Origin of the sequence: Kitasatospora sp. NPDC056446 (genome assembly GCF_042796115.1) — a bacterium.
Lineage (GTDB): Bacteria > Actinomycetota > Actinomycetes > Streptomycetales > Streptomycetaceae > Kitasatospora.
In genome coordinates, this window is the sequence record NZ_JBHTRF010000035.1 from 22,473 (window position 1) to 45,729 (window position 23,257).

The window sequence follows — 23,257 nt, forward strand, 5'->3', positions numbered from 1 at the left end:
CCGGAGTCCCGTCATGAGCACCTGCCTGCCCCCGTCCAGCGTCGCCGTCGTCCTCGGCACCCGCCCCGAACTGGTCAAGCTCGCCCCGCTGATCCACGAGCTCGGCGACGCCACCCGACTGGTGCACACCGGCCAGCACTGGGACGAGGCCATGTCCGGCCGCTTCCTGCGCGACCTCGACCTCCCCCGGCCCGAACTGCTCACCGGCGTCGGCGGCCGCCCCCGGGCCGGCCAGATCGCCCAGTCCCTGGGCCAGCTGGACGCCGCCTTCGCCGAGGACCGCCCCGCCGCCGTCGTCGTCCAGGGCGACACCAACGCCACCCTCGCCGGGGCCCTGGCCGCCAACGCCCGGGAGATCCCGCTGGTCCACGTCGAGGCCGGACTGCGCAGCTTCGACCGGGCGATGCCCGAGGAGCACAACCGGGTGATGGTCGACCACGTCTCCGACCTGCTCTGCGCCGCCACCGACGACAACGTCGCCAACCTGCGCGCCGAGGCCCTCGCCGACGAGCGGATCGAGCTCACCGGGAACACCGTCGTCGAGGTGGTCCGCCGCCGGCTGCCGGACCGGGCCGCCCGCGCCGCGCTGCTCGCCGCGCACGGGCTGCGCCCCGACGGGTACGTCCTGGCCACCGTGCACCGCCCGGAGAACACCGACACCGCCGAGGCGCTCGGCGCCGTGCTCGCCGAACTGGACCGGATCGCCCGGGCCGGCACCCCGGTGCTGTTCCCGATGCACCCGCGCACCCGCTCCGCCGTCGAACGCTTCGGCCTGGACGGCCTGTTGGAGCACCTGGCCGTCACCGGCCCGGTCGGCTACGCCGACTTCCTGGGCCTGGCGAGCCACGCGGCCCTGCTGGTCTCCGACTCCGGCGGCGTGCAGGAGGAGTGCACCGTGCTCGGCCGGCCGCTGCTGGTGGTGCGCCGCTCCACCGAGCGCCCGGAGGCCGTCGCGGCGGGCTTCGCCGCACTGGTCGGGCCGGGCGAGGAGTTGGGCGCACTGGCCCGCGACTGGCTCTCCGACACCCCCGAGCGCCTCGCCCGGCTCGCGGCCACCCCGAGCCCGTACGGCGACGGCCTGGCCTCGGCCCGGATCGCCGCACTGACCGCCGCGCTCGCCGGCACCGCCGGTGAGCAGGCCCTGCCGGCGGCCGCCTAGCGCCCAGGCGCCCTTGACAGCCGGATTGGTCTACTCCACCTTGTGAGGCAAGTCCCCTTTCCCGAAGTGGACTTGAGTCGTCGGTAGCTCCCGCACGCGCACCATCGACACCCCGGACGGCGCACCGCCCCCACGCGGCGCCGCCGGGCCTCCCCCACTGGAGACGGAGTCATGCCACCTGCCCGACACCGGCGCCCGCGCGCCCTGTACTCCCTGCTCGCCGGAGCGAGCGCCGTCGCCATCGGCCTGAGCGGACTCGTGCTCGCCGACAGCACCGGAGCCCATGCCGCCGACACCGACCTGATCGCCAACGGCGGCTTCGAGACCGGGGACCTGTCCGGCTGGAGCTGCACCGGCGGCACCGTCCAGAGCGCCACCGCGCACTCCGGCCGGTACGCCCTGCAGTCCGCCCCGGGCGCGGGCGACACCGGCGAGTGCACCCAGACCGTCCCGGTGAAGCCCTCCTCCGCCTACACGCTGAGCTCCTGGGTACAGGGCTCGTACGTCTACCTGGGCGCCCGCGGCACCGGCGGCACCGACCCGAGCAGCTGGACGTCCTCCACCGGCTGGACCCAGCTCAGCACGAGCTTCACCACCGGCCCGGGCACCACCAGCGTCACCGTCTACCTGCACGGCTGGTACGGGCAGCCGGCCTTCCTCGCCGACGACGTCTCGCTGCTCGGCCCCGGCGGCCGACCGTCCCCGAGCCCGACCGCCACCGCCTCCCCGAGCCCCAGCCCGACGGCCACCGCGACGGACACCGGCAGCCCCTCCCCCACCGGCACCGGCAGCCCGACCGCCACCGGGACCCCGACCAAGCCCCCGGGCCTGCCCAAGCACATCCTCACCGGCTACTGGCAGAACTTCGACAACGGCGCCACCGTCCAGCGGATCAGCGACGTCCCCGACGCCTACGACATCATCGCGGTCTCCTTCGCCGACGCCACCGCCACCCGCGGCGGGCTGAGCTTCACCCTCGACCCCGCCCTCTCCTCCCGCCTCGGCGGCTACACCGACGCCCAGTTCAAGGCCGACATCGCGGCCAAGCGGGCGGCCGGCAAACGGGTGGTGCTCTCGATCGGCGGCCAGAACGGCACGGTCTGGGTCGGCGACTCCGCCTCGGCCGCGACCTTCACCAGCACCGCCTGGGCACTGATGCGGAGCTACGGCTTCGACGGGATCGACATCGACCTGGAGAACGGCATCAGCTCCACCTACATGGGGCAGGCCCTGCACGCCCTGGCAGCACAGGCCGGCAGCGGATTCATCCTCACCATGGCGCCGCAGACCATCGACATGCAGTCGACCGGCATGGAGTACTTCAAGCTGGCGCTGACCGTGAAGGACATCCTCACCATCGTCAACATGCAGTACTACAACTCCGGCGCGATGAACGGCTGCGACGGGAACGTCTACTCGCAGGGCACCGAGAACTTCCTCACCGCGCTGGCCTGCATCCAGCTCAAGGGCGGGCTGCGGCCCGACCAGGTCGGCCTCGGGGTGCCGGCCTCGACCAGCGCGGCGGGCGGCGGGTACGTCGACGCCGGCACGGTGAACAACGCGCTGGACTGCCTGGCGACCGGCACCCACTGCGGCAGCTACAAGCCTGACACCACCTGGCCCGGCATCGGCGGGGCGATGACCTGGTCCACCAACTGGGACGCCAAGGCGGGCAATCCGGTCTCCGGCACCATCGGCGCGCACCTGCACGCCATGCCGTAGCGGCCCGGGCGGAAGGGCCGGCTACGGCAGGCCCTTCCGGAGCCCCGGCTCTGACGCCGGCTCGGGCTCAGGCCCCGGCCCGGGCCTCCGGCACGTGCGCGGCGCCGCCGTGCCGGCGGCGCAGCTCGGCGGTGATCTCGGCCAGCTCGCCCTCGGGCAGCAGCGGCAGCATCATCGCGACGCCCTGGAGCAGGCCGCCGAGCAGGAAGGTGGTGTCGGCCGTCGAGGCGACCAGGCTGCGGACCTCGGCCACCTCGCCCGCCGCCACCGCCTCGATCAGCCGGGCGGCGCTCGCGCTCTCCTCGTCCACCGCGACCGCGCCGGTGTCGGCCGGGGCGCGCCGGGCCAGCGCCCGCAGCACCTTGTCACCGACCTCGGGGGCGTAGGCCTTGCGGACGGCCTCGGCTGCGATCCAGGCGAGCAGGGTGGTCACCTCGCGCTCGGCCTGCTCGGCGAGCAGCAGGTCCAGCTCGTGGTCGAACGCGAGCTGGTTCCCGTGCCGGAAGGCGAGCAGCAGGGTCGCCGCCCGGCCCTTGGCCTCCTCGACCACCTCGGCAGGCAGTTCGTCGGCCAACTCCTCGGTCACCACCACGCCATGCCCTCCCGTCCGTCGCTCGGCTGGAACGCTCAGCAGAAACGCCCATTCGGAAACTCCGTGCACACCGTACACACCGGACCTGAAAACTTCCGCGAACGCGCGCGGGCAAGACCGGAATCAATTCGCTCGGAATAGGACCTCACCCGGTCCAGGATGAATATTCGCCAGAAGGGAGCAATGTTGCTGCGCTATTAGGCGTAACGAAAGCGGACCCGGAGCGGGAACCCGGAAAACGCCGAGGGGCCGCACCCCGCGTGTCGCGGAGTGCGGCCCCTCACGGGCCGGTGCGGGCTCAGCCCTGCGGCAGCGCCGCGAGCTGGGCGGTGATCCGGACGATGTCGGCCTCGGCGGCCTCCTGGCGGCCCCGGATCTTGGCGACCACCTCGTCCGGCGCCTTGGCGAGGAACGCCTCGTTGCCGAGCTTGGCGGTGGTCTGGGCCTTCTCCTTCTCGGCGGCCGCGAGGTCCTTGGCGAGGCGCTTGCGCTCCGCCGCGACATCGATGGTGCCGGAGAGGTCCAGCGAGACGGTGGCGCCGGCGACCGGCAGCGAGGCGGTGGCCGCGAAGCCCTCCTCGGGGACGGTCAGCCGCAGCAGCGAGCGGATCGCGTCCTCGTGGACCGGCAGCACGGTGCCGGCCAGCTCCAGCCGGGCCGGAACGCGCTGCGCGGGCTGCAGGCCCTGGTCCGAGCGGAAGCGGCGGACCTCGGTGACCACCTGCTGCAGCGTGGCGACCTCGGACTCGGCGGCCGCGTCACGGTAGCCGCTGTCCTTCGGCCACTCGGCGACCACCAGCGACTCGGCGCCGGTGAGCGTGGTCCACAGCGCCTCGGTGACGAACGGGACGACCGGGTGCAGCAGGCGCAGCGTGACGTCCAGGACCTCGCCGAGCACCCGGCGGGAGGCGTCGGCCTGCGGGCCGCCCTTGGCCAGGGTGGTCTTGGAGAGCTCGACGTACCAGTCGAAGACCTCGTCCCAGGCGAAGTGGTACAGCGCGTCCGAGCTCTTGGCGAACTCGTAGCCCTCGTACAGCCCGTCCACCTCGGCGACGGTGGCGTTCAGCCGCGACAGGATCCAGCGGTCGACCGCGGTCAGCTCCTCCGGCGCGGGCAGCGGGCCCTCGACGGTGGCGCCGTTCATCAGCGCGAAGCGGGTCGCGTTCCAGATCTTGTTGCAGAAGTTGCGCGCGCCCTTGACCCAGTCCTCGCCGATCGGCACGTCGGCGCCGGGGTTGGCGCCGCGGGCCAGGGTGAAGCGGACCGCGTCGGCGCCGTAGGCGTCCATCCAGTCCAGCGGGTCCACGGCGGTGCCGGAGGACTTCGACATCTTCTTGCCGAACTCGTCGCGCACCAGGCCGGTGAGGGCGACGGTCTTGAACGGCGCCTCGCCGTCCATCGCGTACAGGCCGAACATCATCATCCGGGCGACCCAGAAGAAGATGATGTCGTGGCCGGTGACCAGGACGTCGGTCGGGTAGAACTTCTCCAGGTCCGGGGTCCGCTCCGGCCAGCCGAGCGTGGAGAACGGCCACAGGCCGGAGGAGAACCAGGTGTCCAGGACGTCCGGGTCCTGGTGCCAGCCCTCGCCGGTCGGCGGCTGCTCGTCGGGGCCGACGCAGACGACCTCGCCGTCGGGGCCGTACCAGACCGGGATCCGGTGGCCCCACCAGAGCTGGCGCGAGATGCACCAGTCGTACATGTTGTCGACCCAGTCGAAGTAGCGGCGCTCCAGCTCCTTCGGGTGGATCTCCACCTTGCCGTCGCGGACGGCGTCGCCGGCGGCCTTCGCCAGCGGCTCGACCTTGACCCACCACTGCAGCGACAGCCGCGGCTCCACCACGGTGTGGCAGCGCGAGCAGTGGCCGACGGCGTGCATGTACGGGCGCTTCTCGGCGACGATCCGGCCCTGCTCGCGCAGCGCGCCGACGACGGCCGAGCGGGCCTCCAGCCGGTCCATGCCGAGGAACGGGCCGTGCACGGTGATCGCACCGCGGTCGTCCATGACGGTCAGGTTGGGCAGGCCGTGGCGCTGGCCGATCGCGAAGTCGTTCGGGTCGTGCGCGGGCGTCACCTTGACGGCGCCGGTGCCGAACTCCGGGTCGACGTGCTCGTCCGCGACGACCGGGATCTCGCGGTCGGTCAGCGGCAGCTTGATGGTCCGGCCGATCAGGTGCCGGTACCGCTCGTCCTCGGGGTGGACGGCCACGGCGGTGTCGCCCAGCATGGTCTCGGCCCGGGTGGTGGCGACGACGATCGAGTCGTCGCCCTCGCCGTAGCGGATCGAGACCAGCTCGCCCGGCACCTCCTCGTGCTCGACCTCGATGTCGGACAGCGCGGTGAGGCAGCGCGGGCACCAGTTGATGATGCGCTCGGCGCGGTAGATCAGGCCGTCGTCGAAGAGCCGCTTGAAGATGGTCTGGACGGCCTGGGACAGGCCCTCGTCCATGGTGAAGCGCTCACGCGACCAGTCCACGCCGTCGCCGAGGCGGCGCATCTGGCCGAGGATCCGGCCGCCGTAGTTCTTCTTCCACTCCCAGACCTTCTCGACGAAGGCCTCGCGGCCCAGGTCGTGCCGGGACAGGCCGGCCTCGGCGAGCTGCTGCTCGACCTTGTTCTGGGTGGCGATGCCGGCGTGGTCCATGCCGGGCAGCCAGAGCGTCTCGAAGCCCTGCATGCGCTTGCGGCGGGTCAGCGCGTCCATCAGCGTGTGCTGGAAGGCGTGGCCCAGGTGCAGCGCGCCGGTGACGTTCGGCGGCGGGATGACGATGGTGTACGGCGGCTTGTCGCTCTTCGCGTCCGCCGTGAAGTACCCACGCTCCACCCAGCGCTCGTACAGCTCGCCCTCTACGTCCGCGGGGGTGTAGGTCGTCGGGAGAGTCGCGGCTTCGTCCCCGGCAAAGGTGCTCACGGGGCGCTGGTTCGTCGTGTCGGTCACGACGCACAGTTTACGTAACCAGGGGGGCTGGTCACGAACCGCTTTCGGTCCGGGGGCCCGCCCCGCCCGGACGGGCCCCTGCCGGGCGCCGTGCGGTAGCGTGCGCGAACACTCGTCCGGTTCATTGGGCCGGACGGGCAGGGATCGACTCCACACCGAGACAGGCCGCGGGCGCGGCGGGGGAGCACAGACTCACATGTACGGCCAGGGACAGCAGTATCCGCAGGGCCAGCCGCAGCCGTACGGGGGCCAGCCGCCGTACGGCCAGCCGCCCCAGCAGCCCTACGGCGCCCCGCAGCCCCCCTACGGCCAGCCCCAGCAGCCCCAGTACGGCGCGCCCCAGCCCCAGTACGGCGCGCCGCCCCAGCAGCCCTACGGTGTGCCGCCGCAGGCGCCGTACGGGCAGCCCGGCTACCCGGTCGCGCCGCCGCCGAAGGGCAAGGGCGGCCTGGTCATCGGCCTGGTGATCGGCGCGCTGGTGCTGGGCGGCGGCGGTTTCGCCGCCTGGAAGTACCTCGGCGGCAGCGACGCGGGCGGCAGCTACAAGATCTCCACCCCGCAGAGCCTCCCGGACGGCTACACCCAGAAGTCGGCCAAGGAGGAGGCGGTCGACCCGTCCAAGTCCGACGCGAAGGACGCCGAGAAGTACGGCAGCAACCTGACCGTCGTCGTCGCGAGCTACAGCAAGAGCGCCGACCCGACGGACGGTCTCTCGGTGGCCGGCCTGTACGGGACGATCAACAACCCCGACCAGATCATCGAGGAGTCCAAGAAGGGCGGGGAGGGGCTCACCTGGGCCTCGCCGCTGACGGACTTCCCGGCCCAGGACAGCCACAGTTCCTCGGGCCGGCTCGCCTGCGGCGTCTACTCGATGCTGTCCGGCAAGACCCAGTCCACGGTCTGCATCTGGGCCGACAAGTCGACCTACGCCCGCGTGACCTTCACCAAGGTCAGCCTGAGCGGGGGCGGCAAGTCGGCGCTCACCCCGGCCCAGGCCGCCGAGAGCACCCGGGAGATCCGGGACGCCATGAAGGTCACCAAGTAGCGCCCGCCGTCATGCGAAGGGGCCCCGCACCGGATCGGATCCGGTGCGGGGCCCCTTCGTATGACGTCGTCTGACGGCGCGTGACTCCGTGCGGGTCCGCGTGACCGCCGTCGAGTCAGGCGCTCTTGTCGCGGCGCTCGCGCTTGATCATGTCGCGCGGGACCAGGGTGGGGATGGCGTGCTTGGACACCACGTCTCCGGTGACCACCACGCGGGCGACGTCCTGACGCGAGGGGACCTCGTACATCACGGACATCAGCACCTCCTCCATGATGGCCCGCAGCCCGCGCGCGCCGGTGCCGCGCAGGATCGCCTGGTCGGCGATCGCCTCCAGCGCGTCCCGGGAGAACTCCAGCTCCACGCCGTCCAGTTCGAAGAGCTTGCGGTACTGCTTGACCAGCGCGTTCCGCGGCTCGGTGAGGATCTGCAGCAGCGCCTCGCGGTCCAGGTTGTGCACGCTGGTGATGACCGGCAGACGACCGATGAACTCGGGGATCATGCCGAACTTCACCAGGTCCTCGGGCATCACCTGGCGGAAGTGGTCGCTGGCGTCCGCCTCCCGCTTGGAGCGGATGTTGGCGCCGAAGCCGATGCCCTTGGCACCCGCGCGGCCCTCGATGATCCGCTCCAGGCCGGCGAACGCCCCGCCGACGATGAACAGCACGTTGGTGGTGTCGATCTGGATGAACTCCTGGTGCGGGTGCTTTCGCCCGCCCTGCGGCGGCACCGACGCGGTGGTGCCCTCCAGGATCTTCAGCAGGGCCTGCTGCACGCCCTCGCCGGAGACGTCCCGGGTGATCGACGGGTTCTCGCTCTTGCGGGCGACCTTGTCGATCTCGTCGATGTAGATGATCCCGGTCTCGGCCTTCTTGACGTCGTAGTCGGCCGCCTGGATCAGCTTGAGCAGGATGTTCTCGACGTCCTCGCCGACGTAGCCGGCCTCGGTCAGCGCGGTGGCGTCGGCGATCGCGAACGGCACGTTGAGCATCCGGGCCAGGGTCTGCGCCAGCAGCGTCTTGCCCGAGCCGGTGGGGCCCAGCAGCAGGATGTTGGACTTGGCCAGCTCGATGGCGTCCTCGCGGCCGTTGCCCCCGCTGCGGCCCGCCTCGCCTGCCTGGACGCGCTTGTAGTGGTTGTAGACGGCCACCGACAGCGACTTCTTGGCGAGGTCCTGGCCGACCACGTACTGGTCGAGGAACTCGTAGATCTCGCGGGGCTTCGGGAGCTCCTCGAAGCGGACCTCGGAGGTCTCGGCGAGTTCCTCCTCGATGATCTCGTTGCACAGGTCGATGCACTCGTCGCAGATGTACACGCCTGGGCCGGCGATCAGCTTCTTCACCTGCTTCTGCGACTTACCGCAGAACGAGCACTTGAGCAGGTCGCCACCGTCTCCGATGCGTGCCACGAGGTGCTTCCCCTTCGCCAGGGGCCCCGCAGGGGTTCCGGGGCCTGGTGCTGTGGACCGTCAACGCCGACGGCGCTCGGTCTCGCTATCCGACGGTACTCTGCCGGGCCCGTGATTCCGTCCTCTTCGCCAGGTCTGCCCTACGCCCTGGGCGAATTGATACCGAACAGATGCCGTGGCACGGACCCGCCCCGACGGCCGCTCCCCGCCCGCCGGACGGCGGGGAGGAGGGAGCCGGCCTCAGGAGGTCAGCGAGGTCTTGCGGGTGGAGATGATCTGGTCGATCAGGCCGTACTCCAGGGCCTCCTCGGCGGTGAGGATCTTGTCGCGCTCGATGTCCTCGCGCACCTGCTCCACCGGCTTGTTGGAGTGCTTGGAGAGCATCTCCTCCAGCTGCTCGCGCATCCGGAAGATCTCCTTGGCCTGGATCTCCAGGTCGGACACCTGGCCGCGGCCGGTCTCGGTGTACGGCTGGTGGATCAGGATCCGGGCGTTCGGCAGCGCCATCCGCTTGCCGGGGGTGCCGGCGGCGAGCAGCACGGCCGCGGCGGAGGCCGCCTGGCCCATGCAGACCGTGGTGATGTCCGGCTTCACGTACTGCATGGTGTCGTAGATGGCCGTGAGGGCCGTGAACGAGCCGCCGGGCGAGTTGATGTACATCTGGATCTCGCGGTCCGGGTCCATCGACTCCAGGCACAGCAGCTGCGCCATGATGTCGTTCGCCGAGACGTCGTCGACCTGCGAGCCGAGGAAGATGATGCGCTCCTCGAACAGCTTGGCGTACGGGTCGTACTCGCGGATGCCCTGCGTGGTGCGCTCGACGAAGCGCGGGACGATGTAGCGGCCCTCGGCGCGCATGTCCTCGACGCGGGCCTGGGCGGCCGACAGGCTGGGGATGTTCATGGGGGTTCTTGTCCTCCGGGGCGTTGGGGCTGTGGTCTCGTGGGCCGGGCCGAGGCTCAGGCGCCCGTGCCGCCGCCGCCGGGGACGTCCGCGGCGCTGTGCATGATCGCGTCGATCAGGCCGTACTCCAGGGCCTCCTCCGGCGTGAACCAGCGGTCGCGGTCGGAGTCCTTGGTGATCTGCTCGAAGGACTGGCCGCTGTGGAAGGCGATCAGCTCGGACATCCGCTTCTTGGTGCGCAGGAGCTGCTCGGCCTGGATGCGGATGTCGGTGGCGGAGCCGCCGAGGCCCGCGGAGGGCTGGTGCATCAGGATGTTGGCGTTCGGCAGCGAGAAGCGCTTGCCCTTGGCGCCGGCGGTCAGCAGGAACTGGCCCATCGAGGCGGCCATGCCCATCGCGATGGTGACGACGTCGTTCTTGATGTACTGCATGGTGTCGTAGATCGCCATGCCGGCCGAGATCGAGCCGCCGGGGGAGTTGATGTAGAGGAAGATGTCCTTGTCCGGGTCCGCGGCCAGCAGCAGCAGCTGCGCGGTGATCTTGTTCGCGATGTCGTCGTCGACCTGCTGGCCGAGGAAGATGATCCGCTCGTTGAGCAGCCGGTTGTAGACCTGGTCGCCAAGGCCGCCGAGCACGTCGCCGGAGGCGGCGTGCGGCGCCATCAAGCCAGGCATCTGCATCTGCGGGAACGTCACTTAGCCACCTGCTCAGTCGGTTTCGACGGTCGATCCACGGCCGTCACGATGTCGCACAGCTTTCGGCTACCACGTCGTGACAGCCGCTGTCCAAGGACCCTAACGCGCAGGCCCGGCCGCAGAATCCCTCACGCAGAACTGTTCGCTGTGAGCGCAGGGTCGCGGCGCCCGGAGACGGGACGACGACGGGCCCGGACACCTTGCGGCGTCCGGGCCCGTTGCGTGCCTCAGGGGGTTACCGGGGCTCAGGCCTCGGTCTTCTCCTCGGCGGCCTCGGCGGCCTCGACGGCGGCGGCCTCAACGGTCTCGGCCGTCTCGTCCTCATCGTCGAAGTTGACCTCGTTGCCCTCGGTGTCGACGACCTTGGCGGCCTCGACCACGGTGGCCAGCGCCTTGCCGCGGGCGACCTCGCCGACCAGCAGCGGCACCTGGCCACCCTGGACGACCTGCTGCGCGAACTGGTCCGGGGTGAGGCCCGAGCCGGCGGCGCGGCGGATGAGGTGCTCGGTCAGCTCCTCCTGGTTAACACCCAGCTCCTCGTCGGCGACGATCTGGTCCAGGACGAACTGGGTCTTGATGCCCTTCTTCGCCTGGTCCTCGATCTCCGCGTCCCACTCCTCGCGGGTCTTGCCCTGGGTCTCCAGGTAGGCGTCGATGTTCAGACCCATCGGCTCCAGCTGGTGGTGCTCGACGTTGTGCTTGCGGGTCTCGACCTCGTCCTTGAGGAGCTTCTCGGGGTACTCGATGTCAACCAGCGCGAGGAGGGCGTCCAGCACCTTCTCCTGGGCCTGGGTGGCCTGGTCGTACTCCTTCATGCGCTCCAGGCGCTTGCGGGAGTCGGCGCGCAGGTCCTCCAGGGTGTCGAACTCGCTCGCGAGCTGGGCGAACTCGTCGTCCAGCTCCGGCAGCTCCTTCTCCTGGACGGCGGTGACGGTGACGGTGACCTCGGAGGTCTTGCCCGCCTGGGTGCCACCCTTGAGCTCGGTCTCGAAGGTCTTGACCTCGCCGGCCGACAGGCCGACGACGGCCTCGTCGATGCCGTCGATCAGACGGCCCGAGCCGATCTCGTAGCTCACGCCGGTGGCGGTGCCGTCCTCCGGCACCTCACCGTCGACCTTGGCCTCCAGGTCCACGACGACGATGTCGCCGGCGGCCGCGGCGCGCTCGACGTCCTTGACGGACGAGAAGCGCTCGCGCAGCTGCTCCAGCGACTTGTCGACGTCCTCGTCGGTGACGACGATCGGGTCGACGGTCACCTCGATGGAGGAGAACTCCGGCAGGGTGATCTCGGGACGGATGTCCACCTCGGCGGTGAACTTCAGGTCACCGCCATCGGCGATGGTCTCGACACCCTCGATGTTCGTGATGTCGGGCTGGCCGAGGACCTCGATCTTGCCCTCGTCGACGGCCTGCGTGTAGAAGCGCGGCAGGGCGTCGTTGACAGCCTCCTCCAGCACGGCGCCACGGCCGAAGCGCTGGTCGATGACGCGAGCCGGGATCTTGCCCTTGCGGAAGCCCGGAACCGTGACCTGCTGGTTGATCTTCTTGTACGCCGCGTCGAGGCTGGGCTTGAGCTCCTCGAAGGGCACCTCGACGGTGAGTCGAACCCGGGTCGGGTTCAGAGTCTCGACGGCGCTCTTCACGGTTAGGTCTCCTAGGGGCTTGCGGTCAGGTTGTCTCCGCCCGGCCCCGCCGCCCGGCCGGAGCCGTACGAGTGGGTCGGACGAGACGGGCGATGGGCGGTTGGAGCTGCATCTCCCGTGGGGTGGACGGTGAGCTTGACTCCTCGCCCTCGTGCGGTCGACCTGGGTTGACACCGCAGGGACTACCGCCAGCGCCCCATCCTACCGGTACCACGAAAGGCGGACGCCAGGCGCAACCGTACCCCCAACAGAACAGGGCCCCGCCCCGGTGGGCGAGACCCTGCCGCACTGTCGGGGTGACCGGATTCGAACCGACGGCCTTCCGCTCCCAAAGCGGACGCGCTACCAAACTGCGCCACACCCCGTGGTGCCGAGAGGAAGCGTACACGCCGGGCCTGTTCGGCTCACCGACCATTGCGCGCGGGCGCGGGGCGGGCGCGGAGGAGGGGTGCGCGGAAACGCGGTGTGCACACGGGCCGCCGGACCAGGTAGGCTGTCCCCCGAACTTCCGGCCGGTCACGGCTGGGGGATCGTGCGGGCGTAGCTCAATGGTAGAGCCCTAGTCTTCCAAACTAGTCACGCGAGTTCGATTCTCGTCGCCCGCTCTTTCGTCCGGCCCCGGCACGCGCTCAGCGTGCCGGGGCCGGCTGCGTTTCCGGGGATTTCCGGAGTTTTCCGGGGATTTCCGGGTTCCGGGCGCCCCGGGGCTACCTGGGCACCCCGGGGCGCCCCGGGCCCGGCTCAGAGCCCGAGCCTGGCGGCCCGGGCGGCGGCCCGGGCGAGCAGCAGGTGGATGTCGCCCTCCCGGGTGCCCGGGCGGTCGTTGAACTCGTCCGGGGAGCGCGCCGGGCGGCCGGTGCCGTGCAGCACCTCCATCAGCTGCACCCGTCCGGTGCGGACGGTGGCCGGGGTGCCGTAGCCGTACGCCAGCACGGCGGCCTGGGCGCCGAGCAGGCAGACCCGGCCGGCCTGGTCCCACATCGCGCCCTGCAGCCAGCCGTGGGCGCCGATGTAGCGCGAGGCGAGCCGGAGGTGGTCGGCCGCGCTGACCGGGACGGGGCGGGCCGGGCGGCGCAGCGCCCGGTCGAGCAGGGTGGCCCGGGGCTCGGGGTGGCCGGCCTGCCAGGGGCGCGGGGTGCTGCCGTACGGGCAGACGTAGGGCCCGGGGGTGCGGGCGGGGGCGGGCAGCGAGGCGAGGTAGGCCTCGATCTCGGCGACCAGGCCCGAGACCTCCGGGCGGACCGGCAGCGGCCGGGCCGACAGCGGAGGGGGCGGCGGGGCGGTGGTGCGGGGCATGCGGGTCCTCCGGGCGGACGGCCTTCAGGTTCCGCTGCCCAAAGTGGTGCATTCAGGACATTTCCGCGACCGGAGGGCCGGGATGCCCGGATGGTTTCCCGCTTGGGTGCCGGGCCGATAGCCTCGGCGGCGTTCGAGCGCAGTTCGAGCGCGGGCCCCGCCGCCGCGCTCCCCACGTGGAGGAGTCCCGGTGCATCCGCAGGAGCGACTGGCCGTCATACAGCGCTGCGTGGTCCGGGAGATGGCACGGCTGGGCCAGGTGTTCCGCCCGGACGGCGACGTGGTGCGCGGCCCGGGGACCACGGCGGTGGCGGTGCGCGACCACCCCGGCGACGACGGCGCCGGTCACGTCGACCTCGGCTTCGTGCTCCGGCTCGGCCGGGCGGACGCTCCGGTGGTGTGGGACTGCGCGGCCGGCCTCGGGAAGACCGAGGAGGAGAAGCTCGCCAACGCGGTGAAGATGTGGGCGACCACCACCGCCTCGGTGCTGGTGGAGCTCGCGGAGGGCCGCGGGGTGCACGCCGACCACGCGGACCTGCCCGAACTCCCGGGCTGGCGCGCCGTCCAGGGGCCCGCGGCGGTGTTCGGCTTCGGCAACGAGCGGCTGGCGGGCTGGCTCGCCGAGAACCGGGTGCTGCCGGCGCTGCTGCCCGCGCTGCGACCGGAGTTGACGGGGCCCGGACCGGTCGGGGTGAAGCTCTTCCTGGGCGGGAAGGCGGGGGACGACGTCGCCGAGGTCCGGGTGGGCGGCGAGGTCTCGGAGGCGGCTTCGGCGGCACTGCGCGCGCTGGACTGGCCGCGCGGCGAACGGCTGTGCTGGGCACGGCTGTTCGTCCTGCTGACGGCCGATCGGGCAACGCCGGAGGAGGGCGCGCCGACGGGTGCCCAGGCACCCGCGCCGATGCGCCTCCCGGCCCCGGCGGCGGCACGCCCCCGGGGACTGTTCGCTCGCTGGCGGGAGGCCAGACGGGCCGGCCGGTGACCCCTGGCCGGGGGCGCGGACGGCCCGGCCGGTTCAGCCTCCGGTGATGCTGGAGATGCTGTGCGCCAGGTTGGCCAGCAAGGAGTTGATCGAGGTCGCGACCGTGGTCTCGTGCAGCATGAAGCCGAACAGGGCGGCGACGATCGCCTGCGGGATCTTCAGCTGCTTGTTGCGGATGAAGATGATGCACAGGATCGCGAACAGGACCAGCGCGGAGACGGAGAGTGCCACCCGGACTCACTTCCTCGTTTTCATAGCGGGGTGCCACCACCCGGCGACACCAGCGAAAGCCGGACCCCGGCGACTCCGACGGTCCCGAGGCGGAATCGCGGACCGTCCGACACACCGCCGGTGAGGGAGCCCACGGTCGACCGCTGTCTGTCGTGCCGCACGTGACGCCCCCTATCCCCCGAATCCTGAACAGTCCCGCCCGGACTCAGTGTGGTCGACCGTGCCGATTGCGTAAAGGTCTGACAGTCAGCCCAACGCCGATATCCTGCGATGCGAGACGAGTTTCCGCCGACCGGGACGATAGCCGAGCCGCACTGACGAATCGTCGGCGGGGCCGGGCTGAGCGGCCGGGAAGCGGTCGGGGCCGGGGAACGGAAGCCGCTGGTCCGGTCAGTCGACGGGCCGTCCGATTTGGCCGAAGATCAGCTGCCAGGCTTGACAGTTGGTGCCTGCGGCATGTGCCGGACGGGCCACCCGCCGGACGGCCGCCGGCCGGGCCGGTCACGGCCCGCATCGCGTCCGGCGCCGCACGCCCGGTCGCGTGCGCTCGCGCCCGCCACCACGGCGGTCCCGCGCGGTCCCGCACGGCCGACTCCCGCGCAGCCGCGCCCGGTCGGGCCCGGTCAGGCCTGGTCCCCGGTCCGGCTCGGCCGGGCTCAGTCGCGCCAGAGCAGCAGCACCGCGCGGTCGTCGTTGATGTCCCGGGCCACCGTCTCGATCAGCGCCGCCGCGGCCCCCGCGCCCGCGCCCCCGCCGGGCACCAGCCGGTCCGCCTCGCCCATCAGCCGGTCCATGCCCTCCGTGAGGTCCCGTCCGGGGGCCTCCACCATGCCGTCGGTGCACAGCATCAGGACGTCGCCCCGGTTCAGCCGGCCGCGCACGCCCTCGAACTTGGCGCCGTCGTAGATCCCCAGCAGCGGGCCCTCGGCCTCCTTGACCTCCCAGCGGCCGGCGCCCGCGAGGCGCTGCATGCCCGGCAGGTGCCCGGCCGACAGCAGCTCGTACTCGCCGGTGTCCAGGTCCAGCACCAGGTGGACGGCGGTGGCGAAGCCCTCCTCCCAGGACTGGCGCAGCAGGTAGCCGTTGGCGGCGGGCAGGAAGTCGTGCGCGGGCAGCGAGCCGACCAGGCCGCCGAAGGCGCCGGAGAGCAGCAGCGCGCGGGAGCCGGCGTCCATGCCCTTGCCGGAGACGTCCGCGAGGACCACCTCCAGCAGCCGCTGGGCGGGACCGGTCCGGGCGGCGACCACGAAGTCGCCGGAGAAGGACTGCCCGCCGGCCGGGCGCAGCGCCATGTCCGCGTGCCAGCCCTCCGGCAGCGCGGGCACCCGGCTCTGCACCCGCAGGCGCTCGCGCAGGTCGAAGAGCATGGTGGAGCCGCCCCACCAGGGCACGCCCACCCGGGCCCGGAACTGGGCCAGCAGCAGGCCGCCCACCCCGGCGGCGCCGACCACCAGGGCCGCGCCCGGGGTCACGCCGTAGAGGTAGGCCTCCGGGTTGTCGCTGGCGACCCGCTGTCCGGTGTGGATCACGGACTCGGCGGACAGGCCGAGCGCGGCCAGCGCGTAGAGCACCACCAGGCTGCCGGGGCGCAGCAGCAGCGCGCCGGCCAGGATCGGCAGGACCAGGGAGGTGGGCGGGGCCCAGTCGGGCAGCCAGATGTTCAGCAGGATCAGCAGCGGCACCAGCAGGGCGAGGGCGCAGAGCACCGGCCAGTCGGCGGCGCCGCCGCGGAAGTAGTCCACCCCGGCCGTGCGCAGCCTTCGGCGGACCCGGCGGAGCCTCTTGCGCAACCGGGCCGTCACGGGGTCGGACGCCGGGGCGGCGCCGGGCCTCGTCGCAGTCGTCTGGGGCGGTGAGCCCGGCGGTCTGCCAGCCATGGGGACCGACCCTATCCACGGGTACGGCCCGGCGTCGACGGCTCGGACGCGGGCGGGGGCGCCGGGGTGCGGGGCGCTCGGCGGGTTTCGGCCGATCGGGGCGTTCGCGGGCACGTCGTCAGGAGGCGTGCGCCGGTTGGGCGTACGGGCCGGGCGGGGCGGCGTACACGCCCCGCGTGCGGTGATGCCCGCGCGCCGGGGCCTGTGGCCGATCCCACAGGGCGGGCGGGGCCGTGCGGGGTGTCCGGGGCCGTACGGGGTGTCCGGGGACGGCGGCGGCCGGCCGCACGCGAGCGTGCGACCGGCCGTGGGTGAGGGTGGGTGGCGGGATCAGCCCTGGGGGTGGTGGGCCGGGATCGGCGGGAGTTCGCCGGTGGTCTCGTACTCGCTGAGCATCTCGATCCGGCGGGTGTGCCGGGGCTCGCCGCTGTACGGGGTGGCGAGGAAGACCTCGACGAACTTGGTGGCCTCCTCCTCCGTGTGCATCCGGCCGCCGATGGAGATCACGTTGGCGTTGTTGTGCTGACGGCCGAGCTCGGCGGTCTGCGTGCTCCAGGCCAGTGCGGCCCGGACGCCCTTGACCTTGTTGGCGGCGATCGCCTCGCCGTTGCCCGAGCCGCCGATCACGATGCCCAGCGCCTCCGGGTCGGCGGCGGTGCGCTCGGCGGCGCGCAGGCAGAACGGCGGGTAGTCGTCCTCGGCGTCGTAGATGTGCGGCCCGCAGTCGACCGGCTCGTGGCCGGCCTCCTTCAGCCACTCCACGAGGTGGTTCTTGAGTTCGTATCCGGCATGGTCGGAGCCCAGGTACACGCGCATGCCATGAGTGTGGCATGCGGGTGCGCCCGGGCCCGACAACGGGGGCCGGGGTTCGGGGCCGGGGTCGGCTAGCGTCGGCCGAGGAGCTTCCAGGCCAGCGGCAGGGCGCCGGCCGCGAAGGCGGCCTTGAGGGCGTCGCCGACCAGGTACGGGTAGAGGCCGAGTTCGGCGGCGCGGGCGAGCGGCACGTGCAGCGAGAGGGCCAGGTACGGGACGCCGACGGCGTAGATGGCGAGGCTGCCCAGGACCATGGTGACGGCGGTGTTCACCGGGCTGCGGTCGGCGCCGCGGCGGGCCAGCGCGCCGGTCAGGGCCGCGGCGAGGACGAAGCCGAGCACGTAGCCGAACGAGGGCATCGCCCAGCCGGAGGTGCCCTCGGCGAACCAGGGCAGGCCCGCCATGCCGGCGAGCAGGTAGAGGGCGAGCGAGGCGACGCCGCGGCGGGCGCCGAGCGCGGTGCCGACCAGCAGGGCGGCGAAGGTCTGGCCGGTGACCGGCACCGGCGAACCGGGGATGTCGACCGACAGCTGGGCGGCCGCGCCGGTCAGCGCGGCGCCGCCGGCCACCAGGGCCAGGTCGCGGACCTGGGCGCCGAGGCGGGTGGACGCGGCGGGCAGCAGGTCGGCCAGGACGGCGCGGCGCGGTATCGGGGTGGTGGCAGTGGCCATCGGGGGCTCCTCGTGGGGGTCCAGGTGAGTGAACACCTGTGAACCTACGCGGTGATCCACCGCCCGACCTGCACGGTTTCGGACAAAGCACCGCCCTCGGCCGTTGTCGGAACCGTCCGGGAACGACACAGGGTTGCCCTGGCGTCACCCTGTGTCGCGGGGCGGTCCGCAATGTGGGCCCGGACCGGACATTCTTGGCATGAACAGAGGTGTCCCCGGATATTGGACAGCTCATGCCGCATACCGCACAGTCTGGATCCACCCCTATGGCCCCCACCTCCGCGCCCCCGGCGTCCGGGACCACCGACGCCACTCCCCCGGCACCCGGCGGCCAGCAGCTCTCGCACGGGCTGAAGCAGCGCCACCTGTCGATGATCGCCCTCGGCGGCGTGATCGGCGCGGGCCTCTTCGTCGGCTCCGGCGCGGGCATCGCGGCCGCGGGGCCGGCGATCATCCTGGCCTTCGTGCTCTCCGGCCTGCTGGTCATGCTGATCATGCGGATGCTCGGCGAGATGTCCGCGGCCCGCCCCGCCTCCGGCTCGTTCTCGGTGCACGCCGAGAAGGAGATCGGCCCCTGGGCCGGCATCACCGCGGGCTGGATGTACTGGGTGATGCTCTGCTGTGGCGTCGCCGCCGAGGCCACCGCCGCCGGGAAGATCGTCAACGGCTGGGTGCCGGGCGTCTCCTCCTGGGTGTGGGTCGCCCTGTTCATGGTCTTCTTCTGCGCCAGCAACCTCACCGCGGTGAAGAACTTCGGCGAGTTCGAGTTCTGGTTCGCCACCGTCAAGGTCGCCGCGATCATCGCCTTCCTGGTCCTCGGCGGGCTCGGCATCGCCGGGGTGATCGGCCCCGGCGCCCCCGGCACGGCCAACCTCACCGGCCACGGCGGCTTCCTGCCCACCGGTGTCAGCGGGCTGATCGTCGGCCTGCTCGCCTCCGTCTTCGCCTACGGCGGCCTGGAGACCGTGACCATCGCCGCCGCCGAGTCCGACGACCCCAAGAAGAACGTCGCCAACGCCGTGCGCACCGCGGTGTGGCGGATCGCGATCTTCTACATCGGCTCGATGGCGCTGGTGGTCACCCTGGTCTCCTGGAAGGACCCGGCGGTCGTCGCCGACGGCCCGTACGTCACCGTGCTGCGCCACCTCGGGGTGCCCGGCGCCGGGACGATCATGCAGGTCGTGGTGCTGATCGCGCTGCTGTCCGCGATGAACGCCAACATCTACGGCGCCTCCCGGATGGCGTACTCGCTGGTCGGCCGCGGCCAGGGCCCCAAGGCGCTGGCCAAGGTCAGCGGCGGGGTGCCGCGCCGGGCCGTGCTGGCCTCCTGCCTGTTCGGCTTCGGCGCCGTGCTGGCCTCGAAGTTCTGGCCGGACACCGTGTTCACCTGGCTGATGAACACCACCGGTGTGGCGATCCTGGTGGTCTGGCTGTTCATCTGCGCGGTCCAGCTGCGGATGCGCCGCCGGCTGGAGCGCGAGGCGCCCGAGCTGCTCACCGTCAAGATGTGGGGCTACCCGTACCTGACCTGGGTCGCAATGGCCGGCGTGGCCGGCATCCTCGCGCTGATGACCACCACCGAGGGCAACCGGCAGCAGTTGTACGCGGCCGGGGTGCTGGTCGCGGTGCTGGTCACCGTCGGCCTGCTCAAGCAGCGCCGGGACGCCGCCGCCGGCTGAGTCCCCGCACGCGAAGGGGCCCGGTACCGCGAGCGGTACCGGGCCCCTTCGCGTCGCCCTGCCGGGCGCCGGGACTACTCGAAGGACGGACCGTCCGTCCGGGTGCGCTTGATCTCGTAGAAGCCGGGGGTGGAGGCCACCAGCAGGGTGCCGTCCCACAGCCGGGCCGCGGCCTCGCCCTTCGGCGCCGGGGTGACGACCGGGCCGAAGAAGGCGACCCGCTCGCCGTCCACGCCCTCGACCGCGATCACCGGGGTGCCGACGTCCTCGCCGACCAGGGTGATGCCCTCCTTGTGGGAGGCGCGCAGGGCCTCGTCGTGGGCGTCCGTGCCGGCCGCGTCCGCCAGCTCCGCGGGCAGCCCCGCCGCCACCAGGGCGGCGGTTATGGTCTCCCGGTTCTGCGGCAGGCCCTGGTTGTGGAAGCGCAGGCCCAGCTCCGTGTAGAGCCGGCCCAGCACCTCCTCGCCGTGCTGCTCGGCGGCGGCGACGCACACCCGCACCGCGCCCCAGGCGTTGTCCAGCAGCTCGCGGTACTTCTCCGGGAGGTCCCGGTGCTCGTTCAGCACCGACAGGCTCATCACGTGCCAGCGCACGTCGACCGGGCGCAGCTGCTGAACCTCGATCAGCCAGCGGGAGGTCATCCACGCCCAGGGGCAGGCCGGGTCGAACCAGAAGTCGGCGGTCTTGCGCTCAGTGCCAGTGGTCACTGCGTGTCGTCCTTCGTGAGGTGATCCGGGGCAGGGGGGAATTCCACCCCCGAGCCCCAACACCCGCCCGGCACCGCTGATTCCGGAGGAGACGCGTCGGTCTGTGCAATGGTACCGGCGGCGAGGGGCGTGACAGGATGGCCCCGGGTGCGCGGCCGACACCGCGCCCCGAGACCGCACCACTCATCCGCGCACCACCGTGCGAGCCGGACAAAGGAGTACCGCCGTGCCGGGCAAGAACCTCAGCCGCGACGAAGCCCGACAGCGGGCCAGCATCCTGGCCGTGGACGGCTACCGGGTCCGGTTGAACGTGACCTCGGCCCCCGACCCGGCGGCCGCCACGTTCCGCTCCACCACCACGATCGCCTTCCGCTGCTCCCAGCCCGGCGCCGACACCTTCCTCGACCTGCTCGCCCCGGCCGTCCGCTCGGTCACCCTCAACGGCCGCGCCCTCGACCCGGCCGCCGCCTACGACGGCGCCCGGGTGCACGTCGACGGCCTGGCCGCCGAGAACGTGCTGACCGTCGAGGCGGACTGCGCCTACAGCCGCACCGGCGAGGGCCTGCACCGCTTCGTCGACCCGGCGGACGGCGAGACCTACCTCTACACCCACTTCGAGCCGGCCGACGCCCGCCGGGTCTTCGCGACCTTCGAGCAGCCCGACCTGAAGGCCCCGTTCACCTTCACCGTGACCGCCCCGGCCGCCTGGGACGTGTGGTCCAACGCCCCGCACGAGGACGTCACCGCGCAGGACGGCGCCCGCACCTGGGAGTTCGCGCCGACCAAGCCGATCTCCACCTACCTCACCGCCGTCGTCGCCGGCCCGTACCACGTCGCCCGCGACCACTACAGCCGCGAACTCGCCGACGGCAGCACCCTGGAGATCCCGCTCTCCGCGATGTGCCGCAAGTCGCTCGCCCCGCACTTCGACGCGGACGAGATCCTCGGCGTCACCAAGCTCGGGCTGGACTTCTTCCACGAGGCCTTCGACTACCCGTACCCCTTCGGCAAGTACGACCAGGCCTTCGTCCCCGAGTACAACATCGGCGCCATGGAGAACCCCGGCTGCGTCACCTTCCGCGAGGACTTCGTCTTCCGCTCGAAGGTCACCGACGCCGCCTACGAGAACCGGGCGAACGTCATCCTGCACGAGATGGCGCACATGTGGTTCGGCGACCTGGTCACCATGCGCTGGTGGGACGACCTGTGGCTGAAGGAGTCCTTCGCCGACTTCATGGGCTCCTACGGCCTGATCGGCGCCCGCACCCGCTACTCCTCCGCCTGGGTCACCTTCGCCAACCAGCGCAAGGCCTGGGCGTACCGGCAGGACCAGTTCCCCACCACGCACCCGATCACCGCGGACATCCGCGACCTCGAGGACGCCAAGCTCAACTTCGACGGCATCACCTACGCCAAGGGCGCCTCCGTCCTCAAGCAGCTGGTGGCGTACGCCGGTTCGGAGGCCTTCTTCGAAGGCGCCCGCCGCTACTTCAAGCGCCACGCCTTCGGCAACACCGAGCTCACCGACCTGCTGGACATCCTGGAGGAGACCAGCGGCCGCGACCTCAAGACCTGGGCCGCCGCCTGGCTGCAGACCGCCGGCGTCAACGCGCTCACCCCGCAGGTCACCACCGACGCCGAGGGCCGGATCACCGAGCTGGCCGTCCTCCAGGACGGCGATGTGCTGCGCCCGCACCGGATCGCGATCGGCCTGTACGACCGGGACGCCGACGGCGCCCTGGTGCGCACCGAGCGGATCGAGCTGGACGTCACCGGTGCCCGCACCGTCGTCACCGAGGCGGCCGGCCGCACCCGCCCGGCGCTCGTCCTGCTCAACGACGACGACCTGACCTACTGCAAGATCCGCTTCGACGGGGACTCGCTGGAGACCCTGCGCACCGGCCTCGGCGACATCCGCGACGACCTGGCCCGCGCCCTCGCCTGGTCCGCCGTCTGGAACATCACCCGGGACGGCCTGATGCCGGCCCGCGACTACGTCGCCCTGGTGCTGCGCTTCGCCGGCCAGGAGGGCAACATCGGCGTGCTCCAGTCGCTGCACGCCCAGTCCAAGACCGCCGTCGACTTCTACGCCGACCCGGCCTGGCGCGGCGAGGGCGGCCGGCTGCTCGCCGACGGCGCCCTGCGCGAGCTGCGCGAGGCCGTCCCCGGCAGCGACCACCAGCTGGCCTGGGCCCGCTTCCTGGCCCAGACCGCGGGCGGCGCCGAGCACCTCGGCCTGGTCCGCGGCCTGCTGGCCGGCAGCGCCCGGATCGACGGCCTGGCCGTCGACCAGGAGCTGCGCTGGGCGCTGTGGCTGGCCCTGGCCGCCGCCGGCCAGGCCACCGACGAGGAACTGGCCGCCGAACTGGCCGCCGACAACACCGCCGGCGGCAAGCGCCAGTACACCCAGTGCCTGGCCGCCCGGCCCACCCCGGAGGCCAAGGCCGCCGCCTGGTCGGCCGTGGTCGACTCGGACGAGCTGCCGAACGCCCTGGTCGAGGCCAACATCGCGGGCTTCGCGCTGCCCGCCCACCGCGACCTGACCGCCCTCTACGCGGCCCCGTACTTCAAGCTGCTGGAGAAGGTCTGGGCCGAGCGGACCATCGAGATCGCGATCCGGTTCGTCGGCGGCTTCTTCCCGAGCACCCGGACCGACGAGCAGACCCTGGCCGAGGCCGACGCCTGGCTCGACGGGCACCCGCAGGCCGCTCCGGCGCTGCGCCGCCTGGTGCTGGAGCGCCGGGACGACCTGGCCCGCGCGCTGCGGGCGCAGGCCTGCGACCGGGGCTGAGCCCCGAGGGGCCTCGCTCCCCGTGAGAGCCGAAGGGCCCGCCGTGTACCGTCACGGCGGGCCCTTCGGCGTCAGCCGCGGGCGTCGGCGCTGTGGGCGCCGGCGCTG

General features: G+C 72.2%; 18 protein-coding genes and 2 tRNA genes. 7 read left to right on the forward strand and 13 right to left on the reverse strand.

Annotated elements, in window-relative coordinates; all coding sequences use genetic code 11:
- Positions 1-13 precede the first annotated feature (13 nt).
- Together wecB and ACFQ6N_RS22160 are read left to right on the forward strand one after the other, a co-directional pair.
- A complete protein-coding gene (gene wecB, locus ACFQ6N_RS22155) occupies positions 14-1,159 on the forward strand; it encodes a non-hydrolyzing UDP-N-acetylglucosamine 2-epimerase (RefSeq protein ID WP_380651517.1) in 1,146 nt (381 codons plus the stop codon).
- Between the two features lie 171 nt (positions 1,160-1,330).
- On the forward strand, positions 1,331-2,881 hold the full coding sequence (locus tag ACFQ6N_RS22160) for a chitinase (RefSeq protein WP_380651519.1): 1,551 nt from the start codon (positions 1,331-1,333) through the stop codon (positions 2,879-2,881).
- Between the two features lie 67 nt (positions 2,882-2,948).
- Here the strand turns inward: ACFQ6N_RS22160 and ACFQ6N_RS22165 are convergent, their stop codons facing one another.
- Together ACFQ6N_RS22165 and ACFQ6N_RS22170 are read right to left on the reverse strand one after the other, a co-directional pair.
- Positions 2,949-3,473, reverse strand: a complete 525-nt coding sequence (locus tag ACFQ6N_RS22165; RefSeq protein WP_380651522.1) for a hypothetical protein — start codon at positions 3,471-3,473, stop codon at positions 2,949-2,951.
- 298 nt (positions 3,474-3,771) lie between these two features.
- Positions 3,772-6,411 (reverse strand): valine--tRNA ligase, encoded by a 2,640-nt coding sequence (locus tag ACFQ6N_RS22170; protein ID WP_380651526.1) that lies wholly within the window; start codon positions 6,409-6,411, stop codon positions 3,772-3,774.
- A 196-nt stretch (positions 6,412-6,607) separates the two neighbouring features.
- Between ACFQ6N_RS22170 and ACFQ6N_RS22175 the strand changes: the two genes are divergently transcribed.
- Complete coding sequence (locus tag ACFQ6N_RS22175) at positions 6,608-7,456, forward strand: hypothetical protein (protein ID WP_380651529.1); 849 nt, start codon at positions 6,608-6,610, stop codon at positions 7,454-7,456.
- A 115-nt stretch (positions 7,457-7,571) separates the two neighbouring features.
- Here ACFQ6N_RS22175 and clpX read toward each other — a convergent pair whose 3' ends face one another.
- From clpX to ACFQ6N_RS22200, 5 genes are all read right to left on the reverse strand, one after another.
- Positions 7,572-8,861 carry an ATP-dependent Clp protease ATP-binding subunit ClpX gene (gene clpX, locus ACFQ6N_RS22180; RefSeq protein ID WP_380651531.1) on the reverse strand — a complete coding sequence of 430 codons (1,290 nt, stop codon included), beginning with the start codon at positions 8,859-8,861 and terminating at the stop codon, positions 7,572-7,574.
- Positions 8,862-9,101: 240 nt separating this feature from the next.
- Positions 9,102-9,764, reverse strand: coding sequence for an ATP-dependent Clp protease proteolytic subunit (locus tag ACFQ6N_RS22185; protein WP_380651534.1), 663 nt, complete (start codon positions 9,762-9,764; stop codon positions 9,102-9,104).
- 56 nt (positions 9,765-9,820) lie between these two features.
- Positions 9,821-10,438 (reverse strand): ATP-dependent Clp protease proteolytic subunit, encoded by a 618-nt coding sequence (locus ACFQ6N_RS22190; RefSeq protein WP_380651648.1) that lies wholly within the window; start codon positions 10,436-10,438, stop codon positions 9,821-9,823.
- 266 nt (positions 10,439-10,704) lie between these two features.
- Positions 10,705-12,102, reverse strand: coding sequence for a trigger factor (gene tig / locus ACFQ6N_RS22195; RefSeq protein WP_380651537.1), 1,398 nt, complete (start codon positions 12,100-12,102; stop codon positions 10,705-10,707).
- Positions 12,103-12,393: 291 nt separating this feature from the next.
- Positions 12,394-12,467: transfer RNA gene (locus ACFQ6N_RS22200), tRNA-Pro, on the reverse strand.
- 169 nt (positions 12,468-12,636) lie between these two features.
- Here ACFQ6N_RS22200 and ACFQ6N_RS22205 point away from each other — a divergent pair.
- Positions 12,637-12,707 (forward strand) — tRNA-Gly (locus ACFQ6N_RS22205).
- A gap of 136 nt (positions 12,708-12,843) precedes the next feature.
- Here the strand turns inward: ACFQ6N_RS22205 and ACFQ6N_RS22210 are convergent.
- Entirely contained in the window at positions 12,844-13,398 is a 555-nt protein-coding gene (locus ACFQ6N_RS22210) for a hypothetical protein (protein ID WP_380651540.1), read from the reverse strand.
- Between the two features lie 190 nt (positions 13,399-13,588).
- Here ACFQ6N_RS22210 and ACFQ6N_RS22215 point away from each other — a divergent pair, with 190 nt between their 5' ends.
- Positions 13,589-14,380 (forward strand): DUF6348 family protein, encoded by a 792-nt coding sequence (locus tag ACFQ6N_RS22215; RefSeq protein WP_380651543.1) that lies wholly within the window; start codon positions 13,589-13,591, stop codon positions 14,378-14,380.
- 33 nt (positions 14,381-14,413) lie between these two features.
- Here ACFQ6N_RS22215 and ACFQ6N_RS22220 read toward each other — a convergent pair whose 3' ends face one another.
- The 4 genes from ACFQ6N_RS22220 to ACFQ6N_RS22235 all read right to left on the reverse strand — a co-directional run bounded on the left by ACFQ6N_RS22220 (position 14,414) and on the right by ACFQ6N_RS22235 (position 17,972).
- A complete protein-coding gene (locus ACFQ6N_RS22220) occupies positions 14,414-14,611 on the reverse strand; it encodes a hypothetical protein (protein WP_380651546.1) in 198 nt (65 codons plus the stop codon).
- 656 nt (positions 14,612-15,267) lie between these two features.
- A complete protein-coding gene (locus tag ACFQ6N_RS22225; RefSeq protein ID WP_380651549.1) occupies positions 15,268-16,401 on the reverse strand; it encodes a PP2C family protein-serine/threonine phosphatase in 1,134 nt (377 codons plus the stop codon).
- A 417-nt stretch (positions 16,402-16,818) separates the two neighbouring features.
- Entirely contained in the window at positions 16,819-17,304 is a 486-nt protein-coding gene (locus ACFQ6N_RS22230; RefSeq protein ID WP_380651552.1) for a ribose-5-phosphate isomerase, read from the reverse strand.
- Positions 17,305-17,372: 68 nt separating this feature from the next.
- Positions 17,373-17,972, reverse strand: a complete 600-nt coding sequence (locus ACFQ6N_RS22235) for a biotin transporter BioY (protein WP_380651555.1) — start codon at positions 17,970-17,972, stop codon at positions 17,373-17,375.
- 266 nt (positions 17,973-18,238) lie between these two features.
- Between ACFQ6N_RS22235 and ACFQ6N_RS22240 the strand changes: the two genes are divergently transcribed.
- Positions 18,239-19,651, forward strand: a complete 1,413-nt coding sequence (locus ACFQ6N_RS22240) for an amino acid permease (RefSeq protein WP_380651558.1) — start codon at positions 18,239-18,241, stop codon at positions 19,649-19,651.
- Between the two features lie 74 nt (positions 19,652-19,725).
- Here the strand turns inward: ACFQ6N_RS22240 and ACFQ6N_RS22245 are convergent, their stop codons facing one another.
- Positions 19,726-20,358: a DsbA family protein gene (locus tag ACFQ6N_RS22245; protein ID WP_380651561.1), complete on the reverse strand. Its 633-nt coding sequence runs from the start codon at positions 20,356-20,358 to the stop codon at positions 19,726-19,728.
- A 226-nt stretch (positions 20,359-20,584) separates the two neighbouring features.
- Between ACFQ6N_RS22245 and pepN the strand changes: the two genes are divergently transcribed.
- The gene (pepN, locus tag ACFQ6N_RS22250) at positions 20,585-23,149 is read left to right on the forward strand and encodes an aminopeptidase N (protein ID WP_380651564.1); all 2,565 of its coding nucleotides are present in this window, start codon (positions 20,585-20,587) and stop codon (positions 23,147-23,149) included.
- The last annotated feature ends 108 nt before the right edge of the window (positions 23,150-23,257 follow it).